Source organism: Rhizobium sp. L9, from assembly GCF_002531885.1.
Classification (GTDB): Bacteria; Pseudomonadota; Alphaproteobacteria; order Rhizobiales; family Rhizobiaceae; genus Rhizobium.
In genome coordinates this window covers 151,827-171,959 of sequence record NZ_NWSZ01000021.1, presented here as the reverse complement: position 1 = coordinate 171,959, position 20,133 = coordinate 151,827, and the positions used below count along the sequence as shown (strand labels likewise).

Genomic DNA, 20,133 nt, shown 5'->3' with positions numbered 1-20,133 from the left:
GAGCAGCCCGGTAGCTCGTCAGGCTCATAACCTGAAGGCCGCAGGTTCAAATCCTGCCCCCGCAACCAAACCTTCCATAAACACAAACACGCAAAAAGCCCCGCCTCATGGCGGGTTTTGCGTTTCTGGGGGAACGTCACAACATGCGTTCAGCGAACGGCGCCGGAGTCCGATCCCTCATGTTCAGCTCGTTTCGGGTCAGGAATTCCGCGGGCCGGATCGTCTGCAACGCATTTGCCGCCTCTCTGAAATAGGGAAGCGTTTGCCAGAGCGTGCGGTCGCCGACGATGTAGAAACGGCGCTTGGCGCGCGTCAGCGCCACGTTCAACAGGTTTGGCTTGGATGCGGCCCAGCCGGCCGCTCCGCGATGTTCGGCATCAGCGCCGAGAACCATGAAAACGATATCTTCTTCCTTGCCCTGGAAGGTGTGAACCGTACCTACCCGTTCCTGAAGCCATTTCTGTAGTTTCGCTGGAGATCCGCGCGCATATCCGTCTTGGTCGATCCAGACCGCATGAGAAAGAGCCTGTCTCAAACCGGTCTTGATCTCCTTGAACGGCGAGATGATGTAGATGTCCGGCAATGCACCGTCCCGGTGATAAGTCGCGGCGAGGAGGTCGACGATGAAGTCTATCTGCTCGGCAACGACCTGTTTGCCCGAGACCTTTCCCTTTACGTCGATCCAGGCGCTGTCGCCATAAAAGGGCGATGCGTCGCCGGCCGGCCGGCGCTCTTCCAGCCCGAAGATCATCTTGTTCCGATAGGCGATCTGATTGGCAAGGCTAAACATCGGATCGATGCAGCGTCGATGCACTCTGAGCGGGCTGCCGATCCAGAGCCCATCTGCCTCCTCCCCCTGAAGCGTCGTTCCGTAGCGATTGGCGGCATCGGCCAGCATCTGCACAGACGCCCTGTTCGGCGAATATTGGCCTGCCGCCGTGTGGGGTGAAAGAGCCGAAGCGCCTGAAATCAGCGCGCTGGGGAGCGTGAAAACCGGTTCGATCTGCAAGGGATCGCCGATCACCATGATGCGACGTGCCCGCATCAACGCCCCGACCGCCGCCTGCGGCTCCGCCTGGCCGGCTTCATCGATGAAGACCCAGCCGATCGCGGGCCCAAGCCCGCGGAACTGCTTGGCAAAAGACGCGAATGTCGTGGAGACGATCGGAACGATCATGAAAAGGCTCTGCCAGATCGATGTAATGTGCTTGTCATCGACGGGATTGTTGTTGGAAAGCACTTTGGTGACGGCAACGATATTTCCGCCAAAACCTCCGCCCTTCCTGCCGACATCGGCCAACCAAGCTTCATGCAGCGTCAACGCTGCTTCCAGCAATGCCGAACGCAGAGCCGCCAGTTCGTCCTGATGCCAGAGACCGTCGATCTGCACCTGATCCTCATCGAGATCGGTGAGACGCTCCGGTGCGGCGGGATGATCGAGAATTTCCCCCAGCCGCTCGAGTTCCTCTTTTTTCGCAGACCAGATTTTCTGTCGTGACCGCAGTGCCCGTTCGGCCCGGTCATGCTCTCGCAAAGCCCGTTCCAATGTGGGTTTATCGGTTTTCGCAAGCTGATCTTCGCATTCGGCCAGCGCCTTGCGCAGTTCCAGCTGCTTCCGCGCATTGGTGACGACATCCTGGCGATGCTGCCGGGCCGGGTTGGTCGAGAGCACTCTCCTCCATCGCGCAGGGGCGCTGCGGTCGAGCAGCTGTTCCTCCTCCTTCAGGTAAGACAAACCGTCGGCGATGCGGCGCATTTCGGTCACCAGCATGTCGCATCGATTCTGCGCATGCAAAACTTCGTCCGCGGCGACAGCCACCCTCTCGAGCGCTTCGCGGCAGAATGCATCCTGCGAAACGGGCGCTATCTCATCACGCAGATCGGCATAGCGCGCATATTGGCTGATCTTTTCGCGAACCATCTCGTCGGCGGCATGAAAAGCCGATGCCGCTTCGGCGAAGCTTGGCCCCTCATAGCTCTTCAACCATTCCCAGATGGTCTGCGGCTTTGCTGCGCCCGACCAGCCGGGCTTCGGTCTTTCGGCGATCTCCATGAAGGCGAAACGTTCTTTGAAGGCCCGGCGGTTCCTGGAATTGCCGAGCGCGCAGGCGATCAACCCCCATGGGCGGTCGCCGTCAGGGAGCTTGACGACCGCTCCGTTGTCTTTCTGGCAGGCGATCTTGTGTGCAACCGTCTGCAAATATTGAAACGAAGACGTGCTCGCGATCGAGCTCCGCTTGGGAAGGTCGCGCGAAATATTCTCCACGGCGGCATTGTTAGAAGAGGCGACGACCATTTCGAATCCGGCAAGGGCTGGGATCAGCGCCGATATGGAGGCGGTGCTCCGATCCGTAAAACCGACACGGCGTGGCGAGCCGTCAAGGGCGTCGCGCGCCGTCGTCAGGGAGGAGAGCACCCGGGCGCGCCGAACGATGTTGTCCGCGAACATGTCACGCAGCAGCGTGGTCTTTCCGGTGCCCGGCGGGCCATTGACCGAGAATAATCCCGTTTCCGACAGGCCGCCGATCGCCGCATTGATCGCGAACTGTTGCATGAGGCTCATTGCGAGATGAGGCTCGCTCAGCCAGCGTCCACGGTTGAGATTGCCGGGATGCAGCGCCCGAATGATCGCCCGGCGTCCTTCTTCCGAATAAAGGTCGACCCGATTTTCATCTGCCGGCGGGTTGAGGTACCGCCGGAGCGGCTCCGGGACATTGCCCTGCTTGACGCAGATCATCGCCCGTTCGATATCCTCGATAAAGAAGCTGTTCAGAATGCCAATGTCTTCATCAAGGCTGGCACTTTCGTCTTCCTCATCGGCGTTGGGTGCATGATCCTCCTGTTGAGGCGGCAACGAGATGAGCTCGGGTCTTTCCGACCTGTCGCGGTAGCGTATTTCAACGGCGGCGATGGGCTTTTCCTGGCGTGAGGCAAAACCTGCCCAATCGCAGAGCAATTCATGCAGCGCCACGATTTCGCCGGCATCGATCGGCTGATCGGTGGCAGCCTCGAAGGATGAAGACCCCAGCTGTCGCTGCGCCTGAAAGTTTTGAAGCAATTCCAACAGCTGCCGCTTGCCGTTGGCAAATGCCTCATGGCTGAGCGAGGAGAGACCGGTTTTCCGTACCCGTCCGAGGGCCCACGGAAGCGTCGAGACGGAAAATGTTTCGAACATCGGCTGTCCGAGCGGAGTAAGCTGCAGGCTGGCAAAGCAGGTATCGCCATCGAGATCGCTGCGTTCGGCATCCTCACACTCGGCAATGTCGACCGCAGCGCTGTCGAAGTGCCTGCGGACGTCGGAGATCTCGGATTTGCTGAAAACGCCGAGAAACAAGGTAAAGCCGGTGATCTGCTTCTCCTCGGGTATGACAGGACGGCTGAGTGCAGCGCTGTCCTGCAAGAGCGTCTCTGCATGCAGCCAGAAAACGGTGCGTCCTTCGCCCGAGACGAGGCGAGTGGAGAGATCATAAGGTATGAAAAACTCGATCTTATGCCAGAAATCGAGAATGGCCAGAAGCCGTTCCCGTTCTGCCCTGTCCGCATCGATCTGCATGACGTCTCACTGAGGAGTGCAAAATAGGCTCACGCCTCTTTAGCAGCGATTGCAGCTCAAAATCAAAGAGCATGGTGATGATGCGCCCGGTCGAGTGCATTTCAACAGCCGCGCAGGTGCGCCAGTGCAGACGCCGCGCCTTCTTCATCTTGCTGGTGCCCGCTGTTCCAGCGCACGAGGGTCTCTGGACGATATCAGCCTCTGCGATGCGCTGCCCTGGCGACCGACCGGACACTTTCGAGCGCAGCGCTGGCCTTGCAGAGATCACGGCCCGGCATAAGCAGCCGGGAATGCGAGGCTTTTGCCAGGAGTGACCGGGTTGAGTGACAACTTGCGAGTCTCGTAATCATCAGGGGCGGGCGAAAAAATATTACAATTTGTACTGAAATATTACATTTACTGAATTATCTATAGTGGGGGCAAATATAACCTCGAAGTATAAGGGTGAGCAAAAATACAACCGATACGTAGTATCTTATTGTTTCTCGCTCCCTAAAACTAATCACTTTGGGCCATTTCCTTCCTTCTCAATCCGTATTAACATAATTAAGAAATGTCTAAAGAAAAAGGCGATGACACAATAAGACCGGCATTTCATACTATCTTATACCTGCCATCGCTTCATGTTGAGTAAAGTGTACCGCTAGGGGAGGCGTATATGTTCATGACAGGTTCAGGAATGGAGAATGCGGACCAGACGAGAAAGTCTAGCCCATCCGGAGATACTATCCTTGTAGTAGCCAAGGCTGATCTGTTTTCAGAATGCATGGTGGAGGCGCTGGCAAAGAAATTTCCAAATTGCGATGTGCCAAGCATAACGAACGCAACTCCGATGCTGGCAAAGGATAGCAGCGATATAAAGCTGGTTTTATTTTACCATATACCTACGCCGGAGTTGCAAGAAGCGCTGCAGGCGGTCAGGGAAAATCATCCGGAAACCTCGATCGGACTTGTCGTCGAAGCCATCGACATGATGGAGCCCTATGTCAGCCGTTTGGTCGAGGCACGGATCATCGACGGTGTCCTGCCGCTCAATCTTCGGCTTGATGTCTTCATGGCCGCGGTGGATCTGCTGATGAAGGGCGGGGAGCATTTTCCCTCGGCGCTTCTCAACCGCCTCACCAATAAGGGGACCCAACTGGAGCCCTCACTTTATCAGACCAAGTCGGTTGATGCCGCCCGCAACAATGCGCTCAAGCTGAGACGCGACAGCATCTCCGCCTTGACGACCCGGGAGGTTCAGATCCTGGATCTCATCTGCAAGGGGACGCAGAACAAGATTATTGCCGACAAGCTGCATCTTTCCGAAAACACAGTGAAGGTTCACGTCCGCAACATCTATAAGAAGATGAACGTGCGAAACCGTACGGAAGCAGCGTCTCGCTTCTTCAACGACCATCCGGTCGGCGATGACGACATGTCCAGCCGGTGGCGCAACTGATCGATAGCGCCGCGCTTTTTCAGGCGCGCAAAGAACGCTATCACACTTTGAGTTGCGCTTGGGTTGCGCTTTTGCTTCAGGTCGAGCGACGGGCAAAGCAGCGCGACTTCTGTCCGAAGCCGCTTGGAGAGCAGATATAGGGCGCGGACCCGTGATAGGCGACGATGCGGGCTCGTGCCGCAACAGGCCGAGCGGTTCGATTTTCCGGGTAGGTGTAAGCCTTCGAAACGGGTCGCGTCTCGACGACGACAACATTCTTTTTCGCGATAGCGGCCATGTCGTCGTCAACGACCGCACAAGCCGTCGCTCCGATCGCAAGAAGCGTCACTCCCCCCGCAAGCATCGCAAAATGAAATGGACGCCAGCCTTTCGGCTGGGCTGTGGCGCGATTTTTGAACATGCCAAATCCCTCTCATAGGACGCTTCCGGATGCAAGACCGGTGGCGCAGCCCTTGCGAAGCCGACCTCTCCTTCTTCTATCCCATCTTTATTAAGCAAAGTTTGAGCAACGGCGTGTTTCCCGTCTTACGTGAAAAAATAAGTAAAATGATTAATCATTTGTTACTCTGAAGAACAACTGCGTAATTATTTGGGATATTTTATGTTTTTTGAAGTTGACCTTGATAACAATCGCCTTATCATTTCAATAGTAAATGAGTTAACTGAAGAATAACCTCGAACTTATTCATGTATTGGTACGCAATTGCATGAATATCCATCCGAGTAGGGTAAGATGTAAGCCGCGTAAATAATACAAAAGACTAAAGCGTGGGGAGGAGTTTGTAATGCGTAGTTTCGTTCCCGGCGAAGGCTATTCGGAAGTAAAGAACATAGCGGTGCTCAAGAATCTGGGCACCGCTCTTGTAAATGGCGGAGCCGGCTTTCTTGGCTCGCATCTCTGCGAAAGGCTTCTGCTAAGCGGCCACAGCGTCATATGCCTCGACAACTTTTCCACCGGCCGCCGTGCAAATGTCGAGCATCTCGCATCGAACCCCCGCTTTCGCATCATCGAGCACGATGTGCGTCAGCCCTTCGATATCGAAGCGTCGCTGATCTTCAACTTCGCCTCTCCTGCCTCTCCGCCCGACTATCAACGGGATCCGGTGGGCACCTTGCTTACCAGCGTACTCGGCGCCGTCAACACCTTGGATTGTGCGCGCAAGACCCGCGCGATCGTCGTTCAGTCGTCGACGTCGGAAGTCTATGGCGACCCGACCCAGAGCCCGCAACGCGAATCCTATTGCGGCAATGTCAACTCCATCGGGCCGCGAGCCTGCTACGATGAGGGAAAACGCAGTGCCGAAACCCTGTTTTTCGACTACCACAGGACCTACGGCGTCGACATAAAGGTCGGCCGCATCTTCAACACCTACGGGCCCCGCATGCGCGCCGATGACGGGCGGGTGGTCTCCAACTTCATCGTGCAGGCCCTGCGCAACGCCGACCTGACCATCTACGGCGACGGCCAGCAGACTCGCTCTTTCTGCTATGTCGATGATCTCATCGAAGGTTTTCTGCGCTTCTCGGCAGCCGGCAGCGCATGCCACGGTCCGATCAATCTCGGCAACCCGGGCGAGTTCACCGTTCGACGCCTGGCGGAAATCGTCCGGGACCTCACAAATTCGCGTTCCCGCATCGTTCACCTTCCGGCTGTCGTCGACGATCCACGCCAGCGGCGGCCGGATATCTCACGGGCGATGACGGAACTGGCATGGCAGCCTCATATCGAGCTCGAAGCCGGCCTGGCGCGCACCGTCGAATATTTCGACGGTCTGCTTGCCGGGACGGAACAGGCGGAGGCCGTATGAGATGCCCCGCTATATACTCGTCACCGGCGGCGCCGGTTTCATAGGCAGTCATATCTGCAAAACGCTGTCGCGCGCCGGGATGATCCCCGTTACCTACGACAATCTCTCGACCGGACATGCCGACAGCGTCCGCTGGGGCCCGCTCGTCCGCGGGGAACTCGGCGACGCCGCTGCGCTGCGCCGGACGATGGCCGAATTTTCGCCCGATTGCGTCATCCATTGCAGCGCCAATGCCTATGTCGGCGAATCCGTCGACATGCCGCGGAAATATTACCGCAACAATGTCGTCGGCAGTCTCACGCTGCTCGAGGCCTGTCTCGACCAGGAAATCGACAAGATCGTTTTTTCCAGCAGTTGCGCCACCTATGGCGTTCCCGCCTCGTTGCCGATACGGGAGGAAAGTCTGCAGCAGCCGGTCAATCCTTATGGCCGCACCAAGCTGATCTTCGAGATGGCGCTCGAGGATTTTGCCGCTGCCTATGGCATCCGCTTCGCTGCCTTGCGTTATTTCAACGCGGCCGGCGCCGATCCGGAGGGTGAGCTTGCCGAGCGTCACGAGCCCGAGACACATCTTATCCCCCGCGCCCTTCTTGCTGCCGCCGGCAGACTGGACCGGCTCGATGTCTTCGGAACCGATTATGCGACCGAGGACGGAACCTGCGTTCGCGACTATATCCATGTCAGCGATCTCGCACAGGCACATTTGGCCGCCGTCAACCACCTGATCGCAGACGGCGCCTCGCTCAGCGTCAATCTTGGTTCCGGCCGTGGCACGTCAGTGCGCGAGATCATCGACGCGGTCTATCGCGCCAGCGGCCGCGAAGTCCCCGTCCGTTATCGCGCCCGCCGCCCCGGCGACCCGCCGATCCTCTTTGCCAATACAGCACGGGCGAAGGCAGAGCTCGGCTTCGTGCCGGCTCTTTCCGATCTCGACACGATCATCCGCACGGCCGGCCCGACCTTCGGGCTGGAGGTGACGGCATGAGCCTGGTTTCGGAGATCGATCACCGGGTCAGGACGGCGAAAGCTGCTGCGGACCCATTCAACCCCGTGTTCACAGGGTGGAATCGTGTCGCCTATGGTTTCGGCATCCTCTGCTGGCTGGCGGCGCTCGGCTATTTCTGGAGCTGGTGGTGTCAGTCCGCCCACATCATTTCCTGGTCAGCCTTCGTGCTCGTCACCGTCGTGCTTGCCTGGATTACGCTTGTCCCCGCCTATTTCATCCTGATCTTCCTCGATGCGAGAACGATCGGTTCGCGCGCCCGGCTGCCAGAAGGACGCGTGGCGATGGTCGTCACCAAGGCGCCGTCCGAACCTTTTGCCGTCGTCCGAGCCACGCTTCAGGCGATGCTCGATCAGACTGGTGTCGAGTTCGATGTCTGGCTGGCCGACGAGGATCCGTCCGCGGAAACCAGACGCTGGTGCGCCGAGCACGGCGTGCTGATCTCGACGCGGAAGGGCGTGGCGGAGTATCACCGCACGACCTGGCCGCGCCGGACGCGGTGCAAGGAAGGCAATCTTGCTTATTTCTACGACCATTTCGGCTATGCGCGTTACGATTTCGTCGCCCAGTTCGATGCCGATCATGTGCCGACACCGACCTATCTCCGTGAAGTCCTGCGCCCTTTCGCCGATCCTGCCGTCGGCTATGTTTCCGCACCCAGCATCTGTGATGCGAATGCCGCGACGAGTTGGGTCGCGCGCGGCAGGCTCTATGCGGAGGCAAGTCTGCACGGCTCGCTGCAGACCGGTTACAACCATGGTTGGGCGCCCCTTTGCATCGGCTCCCACTATGCGGTCCGCACATCAGCCCTTCGCCAGATAGGGGGCCTTGGCCCCGAGCTTGCCGAAGATCATTCGACGACGCTGATGATGAACGCCGGCGGCTGGCGCGGCGTCCACGCGATCGATGCGATCGCTCATGGCGACGGCCCGGCGAATTTCGTCGATCTCGCCGTGCAGGAATTCCAGTGGTCGCGCAGCCTCGTCACCATCCTGCTGCAATATTCCCGCCGCTACGTCATCAATCTGCCCTGGCGGCTGAAATTCCAGTTCGTCTTTTCGCAGCTGTGGTATCCGCTCTTTTCCGCCGTCATGGCAGTGATGTTCCTGCTGCCGGTTGCCGCCTTGCTGACGGGCCAGGTCTTCGTCAACGTGACCTATCCGGATTTTCTGCTGCATTTCGCGCCGCTGTCGATCGTGCTGATGCTCTTTGCTTTCTTCTGGCGGGCCACGGGAACCTTCCGGCCGCACGACGCGAAACTGTTTGGCTGGGAAGGGCTGGCCTTCATTTTTCTGCGCTGGCCATGGTCGCTGGCCGGCAGCATGGCGGCCATTCGCGACCATTTCTCCGGTTCTTTCGTCGACTTTCGCATCACCCCGAAGGGAAGGCAGCAGCAGCAGTCTTTGCCGCTGCGCGTCGTTGCGCCCTATATTGCTCTCGCGGGGCTTTGCGCCGCGGCCATGGTGTTCGCCGGCGAGGCCGCTGCCGCTCAGGGCTTTTATCTTTTCGCTGCGATGAACCTCGCGCTCTATCTGTCGCTAACCGTGCTAATCGTCGTTCGCCATGCGTTCGAGAACGGCCTGCCGCTGCTGCCGCAATCGCGCGGCCTCTGGCTTGCGACGGCTACGGGTTTGGCGATCTGTGTCACCGGCGGCATGCAGACCGGCAGCCATGGGCTGCGCAGTCTCGAGGCGCTTTCCCATGGCCAGACGCTCATCAGTTTCAGCCAATCGCAATTTGCGGTGGCCGGGGCCGGTCACGGCAAGACCAGGACCGTGAAGTTTCGTCTCAGGTGGAATGGATTCGGAAACACCGGGCGGGACCAACAGGGTGTATGAACCGGCCAACCCGGACGTGTCGAGGAGGAGCATATAATGAGCATCGAATCGAGACTGTATGGCGCAGCCCTGGCTCTCAGCCTGTGTCTGCCGTTGGCGGCGCACGCTGCCGAGGCCGCTGAGAAGAATCCGCCGACGCCGCTCAGCGCCTATGAACTCTACCGCATCTACGCTGACAAGACCTGGACCTGGGCCACCGGCGGCGGTCGTTTCTTCGATGAAGGACGGCGGTTCGTGGCCTGGACCAACGACAAGGGCAAGCAGTCCTTCGCCGAAGGCAGATGGGTGGTCGACGATCTCGGCCAGCTCTGCATGCGCGCGACCTGGACGAATGCCGAGGGGGCTGCGCGTGCCAGCACCTGTTTCGGTCATCGCAAGATCGGCAACACGATCTACCAGCGCCGCCAGCCGGACGGCAATTGGTACATCTTCCGCCATTCTTCTGTGCGCGAGGATGACGAATTCCGCAAGCTCGTCTCCGCAGATACCGTCAGCGCCAAGGCGTTTGAACTGAAGCAGCTCCTGCTGAATCAGGAAATAGCTCGAAAAGGAGGGTGAGCATGAAGCGGCTGACGAAAAACCACCTCTCGACCGCCGCAATCGCGCTGCTGCTGTTGTGCACCGCAGGGCTGCCGGGCCGAAGCGAGGTGCAATATGCGGGCATTGCGCCGAACCCGGCGGCGAGCGCGCGGACGATCATCGACAAACGCCCGGTCGTTCACGCCGACGGCATCAAGTTCGGTGCCTACGACCCGCATGGGGATTTCGGCACTCAGGCCAATGTCTCGACTGAAGCCCTGTTCCTGCCTTGGGAAGACGTTGACCTGGAGACGCTGCGCGTTGCGGATGCCTATGCGTTGGCCAGGGGCCGCAACCTGCTGATAACGGTGGAGCCTTGGTCCTGGGACGTTGAACGGCGGCTGACTTCTGGCGAGCTTCGCGCAAAGGTTCTGCGCGGCGACTACGATGTCAACATGCGGGCGATCGCGCAGATGATATCCCAGCTGAAAAGCCCCGTGATCATCCGCTGGGGACAGGAAATGGAAGACAAATCCGGGCGGTTTTCGTGGGCCGGCTGGAACCCGCAAGACTTCATCGCCGCCTACAGACGCATGATGGACATCGTTCGCGACGAGGCGCCCGGCACCGAGACAATGTGGTCGCCGAAGGGCGTGCCCGGCCTGCAGGACTATTATCCCGGCGACGATTATGTCGATCTTGTCGGGCTCTCGGTTTTCGGGCTGGAGCGCTACGACGAGCTTGCCTACAACAAGCACCGGACCTTCTCAGAAGCGCTGAAGCAGGGCTATGATCTTGTCGCCGGCTATGGAAAGCCCATCTGGGTCGCAGAGCTCGGCTACGAAGGCGGCGACGCCTATATGAGGCCGTGGATCGAAACCGCGACGTTGAAACAGAGCGCCTTCCCGAACCTTCAGGAAGTGGTCTATTTCAATGATCAGGAGGTGCATGCCTGGCCGTTCAATCTCGGCCGGCCTGACTGGCGCGTGGTGAAAAGCCTGGCCGCCAACTAAGCGCCATGTCGCGCATGCCGCGGTTTGCGAGGCGAGGTTGGAAGTAGCAAGCTGAAGCACGCAATCAAGGTCCACACGCGCTTCAGCCGGGCGTCAGAGAAGCCCGCGGGCGTCTGCGGGCCCTCCTTTCATATCGGGCAAGCGATCATCCCTTAAGCGTTGCCTTACCCTCTTCGACGAGCCGGGTCGCTGCGTCGGCGGGCGAAGTCCGCTCGAAGGCGAGTTCGTCGCAGATCGGGCGCAGCACGCGTTGGTCGAATTGGGTCGCACCCATCGGCACCGGCGGCGGATATTCACCGACCTGATCCTTGAGCATGTTGACGTATTTGACCGTTTCCTGCTCTGTCGGGTTCAGCTGCGGCAGAATGGCTTCACGCACGGCTGGCGACATCGGCACGCCGCGCTCAACGCCGAGAATCTTGCCGGCTTCGATGTCGTTGACGAAGAAGTCGATGAATTTCGCGGCCGCTTCGCCATGCTTTGTGGTCGCGCCGATACTCCAGATCAGCGCCGGGCGATAATAATGTCCGGAAGGGCCGCCCTTCTTTTCGCGCGGCAGCATGGTAATGCCGAGTTTGTTCTTGATGATCAGCTGATAGCCGATCATCTGGTTGGAATAGGCCATGCCGATCACCGATTTGCCGAGACCGAGGCAATTGGTGTCAATGGTGTTCTGATCGAGCGTCTGGACGTCGGCGGCAACGGTGCCCCCCGCCTTGCGCAGCTTCTCCCAATAGTCGAACCACTCCCTGGCATCATCGGCCGCGAAGCCGAGCCCGACGCTTTCCTTGGCAAAGACGCTTTTGCCGCGCTGGCGCAGCCACGCGTCGAACACATAGTTGTAACGCGCCCCATAGGGGCCACCGCCCTTGCCCGAGGACTTGGCGAGTTCTACGGCAAGCTTGGCATATTCATCCCAGGTAAGATCTGTCGTCGGCAGCGGAATGCCCGCCTTTTCGAATTCGACCGTGTCGAAGAACATCGAAAACGAGTTGAGGCCGAGGCCGACGCCATAGAGTTTGCCGTCGACGGTGGTCAGTTTCAGCATGTCGGGGCCGAAGCTGTTGACCTTGAGCGTCGAAGGGACGAATTCGTCGAGCGGCAGGCAGGCGCCGCGCTTGGAATAATCGGAGATTGTTCCCGGCTCGAGCTGCAAAACGTCCGGAATGGCCCGGCCGGCCATCTGTGTGGCGAGCTTCGTCCAGTAGCCTTCGCCGGAAAGCGATTCGCCGACGATCGTGACGCCGGGTGTCTTCGACTGATAGAGCTTGGCGACATCGAGCGTGCGTTTGGCACGGTCGTTGGATCCCCACCACATGGCGCGCAGCTGCGCCTCCTCGGCAAAGGCCGGGATAGCGCTTCCCGCGCCAAAGGCAAAGCCGGCGGCGGCGCCGGCCGAACTCACTAGGAATGAACGGCGATTGAGATGCATCATATTCCTCCTTGTTCCCAATATGTCCTCTGCCATCCTCCAACGGCGTGCCGGGACACTCGGCGGATAGAGTACGCAAAAATATTTCTGTTGCAAGAATTAATCAATATCTTGCAAATTTGCATTATTTGCATAGTGTTTGCTGTATGAACGAGCATAAAACGAAGCGGCCGCGGCAGGCCGACATAGCCACTCTGGCCGGCGTCTCCGTCTCCACGGTGTCGCGCGTGCTTGCCAATGAGCCGGGCATCAGCGAAAGCGTCCGCCGTCATATCTTGAAGGTTGCGGCTGACCACGGTTATCCCGTCAGGCCTACCGCCGAGGCCGTTGCCGGCGGGTTGGCGCTGATCGCCAGCGACGGCATCACGGGCGGGCTCAGCGTCTTCTACGAAGCGATCGTCGACGGCTTGCGCACTGGAGCCGCCGAGGCGGGAATGCCATTTGAAATTCGCCTAGCCCGCGAGGATCGTATCACGCCGGATGCCGTACGTGATTATATGCGGGATGCGGAGGCCGAGGGCCTCTTTCTCGTCGGCATCGATCCCAACGAAGCCTTGCGCGACTGGCTGCAGGCCAGCACAATACCGACCGTGCTTGTCAACGGCACTGATCCCAGGATGCAGTTCGACGGTGTTTCTCCGGCTAACTTCTTTGGTGCCTTTGAAGCCACCAGTCGGCTGACAAGCGCTGGCCACCGCCGCATCCTGCATCTGAGCGGTTCTCACCGCCATACGATTCGGGAACGCATTCGCGGCTTTGAGGCGGCGGTCGCCGCCGTCCCCGGCGCCGAAGGGCGATTCGTTTCGCTCGCGCTCCAGGGCAGCGCAAGCCGCGAGGCTCATGAAAGCACGGCGGCGGTCCTTGCCGAGAATGCCGGCTTCACAGCGGCTTTCTGCATGAATGATTTCATTGCCGTTGGCGTTCTCGAAGCTGTCACTGAGGCCGGCCTGCGGGTGCCGGAGGATTTCGCGATCATCGGCTTTGATGATCTGCCCTGCGCATTGATGACCAATCCGCGACTTTCCACCATGCGCGTCGATCGTGCCGCTCTCGGGCGGGAAGCCGTATCCCTGATGCTGTCCCGATTCCGCAACAGGACAGCGGCTGCGCGCCAGATCTGCCAGGCGGTCGTTCCCGTTCCGGGGGGGACCATTGCCAATGCCGAGAACCAGTAAGAGGTGTCGATGACTTACGATCCCGCCAGCGCCAATCCGCTTGCCGGCAATCCGCTTGAAACCCGCGCCGATATGAGCCGCGCGCTGCTTGCTCTCTTCGATCCGCTGCTTCCCTGTTTTTCCAAGGGCAATGCCCGCGTCAGGCTCAGTGGCGCCGCCGCCCATTTCGACCGGGCAGCCGCCGATCTCGAGGGCTTTGCCCGGCCGCTCTGGGGCTTGGCGCCTTTTGGCGCCGGCGGCGGCGACTTCGCCCATTGGCATCGTTTTGCCGAAGGTCTGGCAAACGGCACCGACCCTGCCCATCCCGAATATTGGGGAACGGTCAATGGCCGGGATCAGCGGATGGTCGAGCTTGCTGCCCTCGGCTTTGCCCTGGCGCTGGTGCCGGAAGAGATCTGGGAGCCGCTCGATGCGCGCGCCCGCAGCAATGTCGTCGCCTATCTCAAACATGCCAGGCAGTTCGACTATGCCGACAATAATTGGAAATTTTTCCGCATCTTCGTCGATATCGCCCTCGATCGTCTCGGCACCGAATTCGACCGCAGCCTGACGCGGCAATATCTGCAGGAACTCGAGGGCTTCTATATCGGCGACGGCTGGTATCGCGACGGCAACGTGCGCCGCATCGACCATTACATCCCCTTCGCCATGCATTTTTATGGCCTGATCTATTCGAAGCTCGTCGGTGACGATTACGCCAAGCGCTACCGCGAGCGCGCCGTCCTTTTCGCCCGGGATTTCCGCCACTGGTTTGCCGCTGACGGGGCGACGATTCCGTTCGGCCGCAGCCTGACTTATCGTTTTGCCTGCGCCGGCTTCTGGTCAGCGCTCGCCTTTGCCGATGTCGAGGCTTTGCCCTGGGGTGAGGTCAAGCATCTCTGCCTGCAGCATCTGCGCTGGTGGAGGGACAAGCCGATTGCCGACCGCGACGGCGTGCTGTCGATCGGTTTTGGCTATCCAAACCTCTTGATGTCGGAGAGCTATAATTCCGCCGGCTCGCCCTATTGGGCCTTGAAGGCTTTTCTGCCGCTTGCGATCTCGGAGGACCACCCGTTCTGGACCGCTGAAGAAAAGGCGCCGGAGCAGACGTCGGCAGTCGTTCCCCAGCGCCATCCCGGCATGGTGATCATGCGGGCGGGCAGCGATGTCGTCGCATTGTCTTCCGGCCAGGAAAACCTGCAGATGCGTTTCGGCACGGAAAAATACGCCAAATTCGCCTATTCCACCCGCTATGGCTTCAGCGTCGAATCCGATGAGCGCGGCTTTGCCCTCGCCGCCTTCGATTCGATGCTGGCTTTCAGCGAAGACGGCCTGCACTACCGCGTGCGAGAGACGAATGAAGAGGCAAAACTCGCGGGCGACGTGCTTTATGCGAAATGGTCACCTTCCCCCGATGTCAGCGTCGAGAGCTGGCTCGCGCCCGCGGCCCCCTGGCATATCCGCCTCCACCGGATCAGGGCGGCCCGGCCGCTGAGGGTCGCCGAAGGCGGCTTCGCCATCGCCCGCCGGGATTTCGAGCTGGACACGCTGTCGGCTTCGGATGGCGCTGCCTATGCAATCGGCGAAGCCGATTTCACCGGCATTCTCGACTTGGGATCGTCGATCAAACGCGCCGGACTCGCGCAGAAGGCCCAGCCCAATACCAATGTAATCGTCGCCAAGACCATCGTGCCGCAACTGCGCGGTCAGATCCCGGCAGGTGAGACCATCCTGGTGACGGCGGTGCTGGCGCTCGAAGATCCCGCTGCCGTTTCCTCGGCCTGGGCGCGGCCGCCGAAAGCGCCTGATATTACGGCGCTGGAGGCGCTGGTGCGGGAAAAGGGCGTAACCGTCAGCGCCATCGAAGCGCCCGGTCAGATGCCATGAGCCGCCCGGCCATCGTCCTTGCCATGGAACCGTCGCGCACGGAACATGTCCTGCCCGACGAGATCCTGCGCGGGCTCGATACGATCGGCCGTCTGCTCGATCCCGAGCCGCTGCAGCGGCTGGACGACGTGCGGGCAAGACGCCTGCTTTCAGAAGCGGAGATCCTGATCACCGGTTGGGGAGCGCCCTATATCGGCTCTGAAATTCTCGCCGCTGCGCCGCGGCTTCGTCTCGTCGTCCATGCGGCGGGCACGGTGAAGGGCATCATCGACGATGCCATCTTCGAAGCCGGTATAGCGGTGAGCCACGCGGCCGAGGCCAATGCGGTTCCCGTTGCCGAATTCACGCTCGCCGCGATCCTCTTTGCCGGCAAACGCGCCTTCCGCTTCCACGATCTTTACGTCGCCGACCGCAATCGCGATCGGACCTATCCGATGCAACGCGAAGCGATCGGCAACTATGGCCGCACCCTCGGGATCGTCGGCGCCTCGCGCATCGGCAGGCGGGTGATCGAACTCCTGAAACCCTTCGACTACAGGGTGCTGCTGTTCGATCCAATGCTCGGAGCGACCGAAGCAGCCGGACTGGGCGCGGAAAAGGTCGATCTCGACGAGTTGATGCGGCGCGCGGATATCGTTTCCCTGCACGCGCCATCACTACCGTCGACGCGGCATATGATCGATGCGCGAAGACTGTCGCTGATGAAGGATGGGGCAACGCTCATCAACACCGCGCGCGGCATTCTCATCGATGAGGCCGCCTTGCTGTCGGAGCTGAAGACCGGCCGCATCGATGCGGTCATCGACGTCACCGATCCGGAAATTCCGGAGGCAGGTTCGATCTTCTACGATCTTCCGAATGTTTTCCTGACACCGCATATTGCCGGCGCCATCGGCCTGGAACGGGCGCGTCTCGGCGCGATGGCGGCGGACGAGGTCGAGCGTTTTACAACAGGCCGGCCGTTGCTCTACCAGATCCGCCGGCAGGATCTCGAAAACATCGCCTGACGCGCGCCATCACGCTGGCCATGCGGTCAGCGCGGTGTTCTCAACGAATTAGGCGAACCGTCATTGGCGAGCTCGGGCATCAGTTCGGCGATATCGACCACCTTGCCGGTGCGCGAGCTCGTCAGCGCGGCAATGCCGCAGAGCACGGACATGGCGCCCGCCCGTGTGCCGGCGCGCTGGCTGAGCCGATCTTCCATGTCAGGCTTGAAGATCATGTTGCGCATCCGGTCGTCGCCGCCGTAATGGCCGCCTGTGAAATGCGGCACGACGATGCGTTCCACCGCCTCCTTCCCATTCGGGAAATTGCGAATGAGAAGGATCGTGTCTTCCTTCGGCACTTCCCAAGGCTGAGCCTCATACTGGCGAAGCTCGATGCGTCCCTTGGTACCGTTGAAGGCGAGGTGATGGCCCTCGATCGGCTGGAAGGTATTCAGCGAATAGGAGACATGGACGTTGTTGCGGTAGCGGATGGACACGACCATCGTGTCGGGGATGTCAATATCCTCGCGGAAGACGCAGCCGTCCCGGAAATAGCCGTCGATCTTCGAAGGATCCTCGTAAAGCTGATAGAGGAACGGATCCTTTTCGAGATCGAGATAATAGTCGCATTCCTGCGCATGCGGACAGAGCTTGCAGCGTGGTCCGCGAAAAGGACCCTTGCGGCCGTAGTTCTGCAGATCGGCGAAAGAGGTGACTGCCTCGGGATCGCTGTCGAGATACCAGTTCAGCAGATCGAAATGATGGGTGGCCTTGTGAACGAACAGGCTGCCGGAATTTTCCGTATAGGCATGCCAGCGGCGGAAGTAGTCGGCGCCGTGCTTGGTGTTGAGATACCAGTGAAAATCGACCGAGGTCACCCGGCCGATCTCGCCGGCATTCAGAAGCTCCTTGATCTTCGCAGCTGTCGGCGCATAGCGATAGTTGAAGGAGACGTCGACCCGCCGGCCGGTGCGCTTCTCGGCGTCGAGAATCCGGCGAATTTTCTCGATCGAGGTGGTCATCGGCTTCTCGGTGATGACGTCGATGCCCGATTCCAGCGCCCGAACGATGATATCGTCATGTGTATGGTCGGGCGTGCAGACGATGGCGAGATCCGGCCTCTGCTCGGCAAGCATGGAATCGATGTTGTCATAGAGCGGCGCATTGCTGCCGATCATGGTGCGGGCGCGCTCGCCGCGAAGCGCGTTCTTTTCGACGATGGCTGTGAGATCGACATGCTCGCGCCAGCCGGCAAGCAGGTCCTTGCCCCACATGGTGGTGCCGCGGTTACCGGTGCCGATCAGGGCAAAACGGCGTTTCTCCATCGAATGACTCCTCTTTCATACGTGATGAAACAATTGGATTTCAGTCCAATTCCAGCAAAAGTGTGCAGCGGTTTTTGCGTCGGGAACTGCGTAAAAACAAAGAGATAGAGCATTTTCGTGTTTCGAAGAAAAACGGAAATGCTCAAGAATCAGATCTGGCAGCAGCTCCAGAAGCGCTCGACGCAAGTGGCGATCACCTCGTCGGCCGGACGCTTCCACCAGTCTTCGGCCGAAAAGATCTCCACTTCCTGCTCGCCGAAGAAACCGGCGGCTTCGATCATCCGTCTTATGCCCTTCAGGTCGATGACGCCATCGCCCATCATGCCGCGGTCGAGTAGCATGTCCTTCGTCGGCGCCAGCCAGTCGCAGATGTGATGGGCGAAGATACGGTTCATGCGTCCGGCGCGGGCAATCTGATTGGCAAGATCGGGATCCCACCAGACATGGTAGACGTCGATCGCAACGCCGACATCCTCGCCGAGCGGCTCGCACATGTCGAGCGCCTGGCCGAGCGTGTTCACGCAGGCCCGGTCGGCGGCATACATCGGATGCAGCGGCTCGATCGCAAGTTTCACGCCAGCGGCCCGCGCATGCGGCAGCACGGCCGCAATGCCATCGAAGACCATTTGACGAGCCGCGACGATATCTTTCGAAGCGCCCGGCAGGCCGCCGACGACGAGCACGAGGCAGTCGGCGGAAAAGGCCGCCGCCTCGTCGATGGCACGCCTGTTGTCATCGAGGTTCTTCTGCCAGTCGGCCTCGGTTGCCGCCGGAAAGAAGCCGCCGCGGCAAAGGCCGGTCAGTTTGATGCCGTTCGACTTGACGATCCGCACTGCTTCGTCGAGACCCGCCTTGGCGACCTGGTCGCGCCAGGGCGCGATCGATGTGATGCCGTGCTTCAGGCAGATATCGACGGCTTCGGCAAAGCCGCATTGCTCGCGGATCGTCGCCAGATTGATCGAAAGTCCTTCGACCTGCATGTCATTTCTCTCCCATTGCCGCACCGGCACTCAGTGAACGCCGTGGACGGCAAGCACCTGTTTCATGCGATCAGTCGCGAGTTCCGGATCGGCAAGAACGCGGGCCTTGTCGGCTAGGCGGAAAAGTTCAGCCAAATGCGTCAGCGAACGCGTGCTCTGCTGGCCGCCAACCATCGTGAAATGATCCTGCAACCCGTTGAGATAGGCGAGGAAGACGACACCGGTCTTGTAGAAGCGGGTCGGCGCCTTGAAGATGTGGCGCGATAGCGGCACGGTCGGCTCGAGCAGATCGAAGAACTCGTGATTGCTCTTGCGGCCGAGCGCGTCGAGAGCGGCCGAAGCCGCCGGCGCAATCGCGTCGAAGATGCCGAGCAGCGCGTCCGAATAGCCCGCTTCGTCGCCGGCGATCAGTTCGGCATAGTTGAAGTCGTCGCCGGTATACATGTGCACCGCTTTCGGCAATTGCCGGCGCATGGTCACTTCCTTCTCCTTGGAAAGCAGCGAGATCTTGATGCCGTCGACCTTGGCGGCATTGGCTTCGATCACGCCAAGGCAGGTTTCCATCGCCTTCAGGTGATCGCCGTTGCCCCAGTATCCCTCGAGCGCCGGGTCGAACATTTCGCCCAGCCAGTGGATGATGACCGGTTCCCTGACCTGGCGGAGGATGCGGTCATAGACCCTGATGTAGTCGTCCGGCCCTTTTGCCGCGACGGCAAGCGCCCGGCTCGCCATCAGGATGATGCGTCCGCCGGCCGCCTCCACCGTTTCGATCTGCTCTTCATAGGCCTTGATGATCGTGTCGACGGTCACGTCGGGACCCGGCGACAGGTGGTCGGTGCCGGCACCGCAGGCAATCAGGGCGTCCTTGCGGCCGGCCGCTTCGCCAAGCGCCCGGCGGATCAGGTCGCGCGCCTCCGGCCAGCCGAGGCCCATGCCGCGCTGGGCCGTATCCATCGCTTCGGCGACGCCGAGACCGAGATCCCAGAGCCGGTGGCGGAAGGCGAGTGTCCGCTCCCAGTCGATTGCTGGGGTCAGCCACGGATCATTGTCGGTGAACGGATCGGCGACCACATGGGCGGCGGCAAAGGCGATGCGCGGAAAACTCTTGGCGTCGCGCTTCTTCAGTTCGATCGGCGTGCCGGTCAGTGTGTAGGGAACGATCTTGCCGTCGAGGGGGAGATTGATCGTCGTCAC

General features: G+C 60.1%; 15 protein-coding genes. 9 read left to right on the top strand and 6 right to left on the bottom strand.

Annotated features, from left to right (window positions below; translation table 11 throughout):
• Window positions 1-136: 136 nt before the first annotated feature.
• Entirely contained in the window at window positions 137-3,553 is a 3,417-nt protein-coding gene (locus tag CO660_RS21990) for a DEAD/DEAH box helicase (RefSeq protein WP_097600492.1), read from the bottom strand.
• 658 nt (window positions 3,554-4,211) lie between these two features.
• Between CO660_RS21990 and CO660_RS21980 the strand changes: the two genes are divergently transcribed.
• Window positions 4,212-4,994 carry a response regulator transcription factor gene (locus tag CO660_RS21980; RefSeq protein WP_085776469.1) on the top strand — a complete coding sequence of 261 codons (783 nt, stop codon included), beginning with the start codon at window positions 4,212-4,214 and terminating at the stop codon, window positions 4,992-4,994.
• A 76-nt stretch (window positions 4,995-5,070) separates the two neighbouring features.
• On the opposite strand, the gene CO660_RS21975 is transcribed toward CO660_RS21980, so the two are convergent.
• Entirely contained in the window at window positions 5,071-5,394 is a 324-nt protein-coding gene (locus CO660_RS21975; RefSeq protein ID WP_097600490.1) for a hypothetical protein, read from the bottom strand.
• 385 nt (window positions 5,395-5,779) lie between these two features.
• Between CO660_RS21975 and CO660_RS21970 the strand changes: the two genes are divergently transcribed.
• The 5 genes from CO660_RS21970 to CO660_RS21950 are packed head-to-tail and all read left to right on the top strand — an operon-like array spanning window position 5,780 to window position 11,175.
• Complete coding sequence (locus CO660_RS21970) at window positions 5,780-6,802, top strand: UDP-glucuronic acid decarboxylase family protein (protein WP_097600489.1); 1,023 nt, start codon at window positions 5,780-5,782, stop codon at window positions 6,800-6,802.
• Window position 6,803: 1 nt separating this feature from the next.
• Complete coding sequence (galE, locus tag CO660_RS21965) at window positions 6,804-7,787, top strand: UDP-glucose 4-epimerase GalE (RefSeq protein WP_097600488.1); 984 nt, start codon at window positions 6,804-6,806, stop codon at window positions 7,785-7,787.
• Window positions 7,784-9,643 carry a glycosyltransferase family 2 protein gene (locus tag CO660_RS21960; protein ID WP_097600487.1) on the top strand — a complete coding sequence of 620 codons (1,860 nt, stop codon included), beginning with the start codon at window positions 7,784-7,786 and terminating at the stop codon, window positions 9,641-9,643. The genes galE and CO660_RS21960 overlap by 4 nt, the downstream gene beginning before the upstream one ends.
• Window positions 9,644-9,679: 36 nt before the next feature.
• On the top strand, window positions 9,680-10,201 hold the full coding sequence (locus CO660_RS21955; RefSeq protein WP_097600486.1) for a DUF995 domain-containing protein: 522 nt from the start codon (window positions 9,680-9,682) through the stop codon (window positions 10,199-10,201).
• A gap of 2 nt (window positions 10,202-10,203) precedes the next feature.
• Entirely contained in the window at window positions 10,204-11,175 is a 972-nt protein-coding gene (locus CO660_RS21950; RefSeq protein WP_097600485.1) for a glycosyl hydrolase, read from the top strand.
• A gap of 145 nt (window positions 11,176-11,320) precedes the next feature.
• Here the strand turns inward: CO660_RS21950 and CO660_RS21945 are convergent, their stop codons facing one another.
• On the bottom strand, window positions 11,321-12,607 hold the full coding sequence (locus tag CO660_RS21945; RefSeq protein ID WP_097600484.1) for an ABC transporter substrate-binding protein: 1,287 nt from the start codon (window positions 12,605-12,607) through the stop codon (window positions 11,321-11,323).
• 146 nt (window positions 12,608-12,753) lie between these two features.
• On the opposite strand from CO660_RS21945, the gene CO660_RS21940 reads away from it, so the two are divergent.
• From CO660_RS21940 to CO660_RS21930, 3 genes are read left to right on the top strand one after another with little or no spacing between them, the layout of a single operon-like run.
• Window positions 12,754-13,782, top strand: coding sequence for a LacI family DNA-binding transcriptional regulator (locus CO660_RS21940; protein WP_097600483.1), 1,029 nt, complete (start codon window positions 12,754-12,756; stop codon window positions 13,780-13,782).
• Window positions 13,783-13,791: 9 nt separating this feature from the next.
• Window positions 13,792-15,648, top strand: coding sequence for a DUF2264 domain-containing protein (locus tag CO660_RS21935; protein WP_097600482.1), 1,857 nt, complete (start codon window positions 13,792-13,794; stop codon window positions 15,646-15,648).
• Window positions 15,645-16,655, top strand: a complete 1,011-nt coding sequence (locus CO660_RS21930) for a hydroxyacid dehydrogenase (protein ID WP_097600481.1) — start codon at window positions 15,645-15,647, stop codon at window positions 16,653-16,655. The genes CO660_RS21935 and CO660_RS21930 overlap by 4 nt, the downstream gene beginning before the upstream one ends.
• Before the next feature lie 26 nt (window positions 16,656-16,681).
• On the opposite strand, the gene CO660_RS21925 is transcribed toward CO660_RS21930, so the two are convergent.
• The 3 genes from CO660_RS21925 to CO660_RS21915 all read right to left on the bottom strand — a co-directional run bounded on the left by CO660_RS21925 (window position 16,682) and on the right by CO660_RS21915 (window position 20,133).
• The gene (locus CO660_RS21925; protein WP_097600480.1) at window positions 16,682-17,959 is read right to left on the bottom strand and encodes a Gfo/Idh/MocA family oxidoreductase; all 1,278 of its coding nucleotides are present in this window, start codon (window positions 17,957-17,959) and stop codon (window positions 16,682-16,684) included.
• A gap of 149 nt (window positions 17,960-18,108) precedes the next feature.
• Window positions 18,109-18,939 carry a sugar phosphate isomerase/epimerase family protein gene (locus CO660_RS21920; RefSeq protein ID WP_097600479.1) on the bottom strand — a complete coding sequence of 277 codons (831 nt, stop codon included), beginning with the start codon at window positions 18,937-18,939 and terminating at the stop codon, window positions 18,109-18,111.
• Window positions 18,940-18,969: 30 nt separating this feature from the next.
• Window positions 18,970-20,133, bottom strand: coding sequence for a dihydrodipicolinate synthase family protein (locus CO660_RS21915; RefSeq protein WP_097600478.1), 1,164 nt, complete (start codon window positions 20,131-20,133; stop codon window positions 18,970-18,972).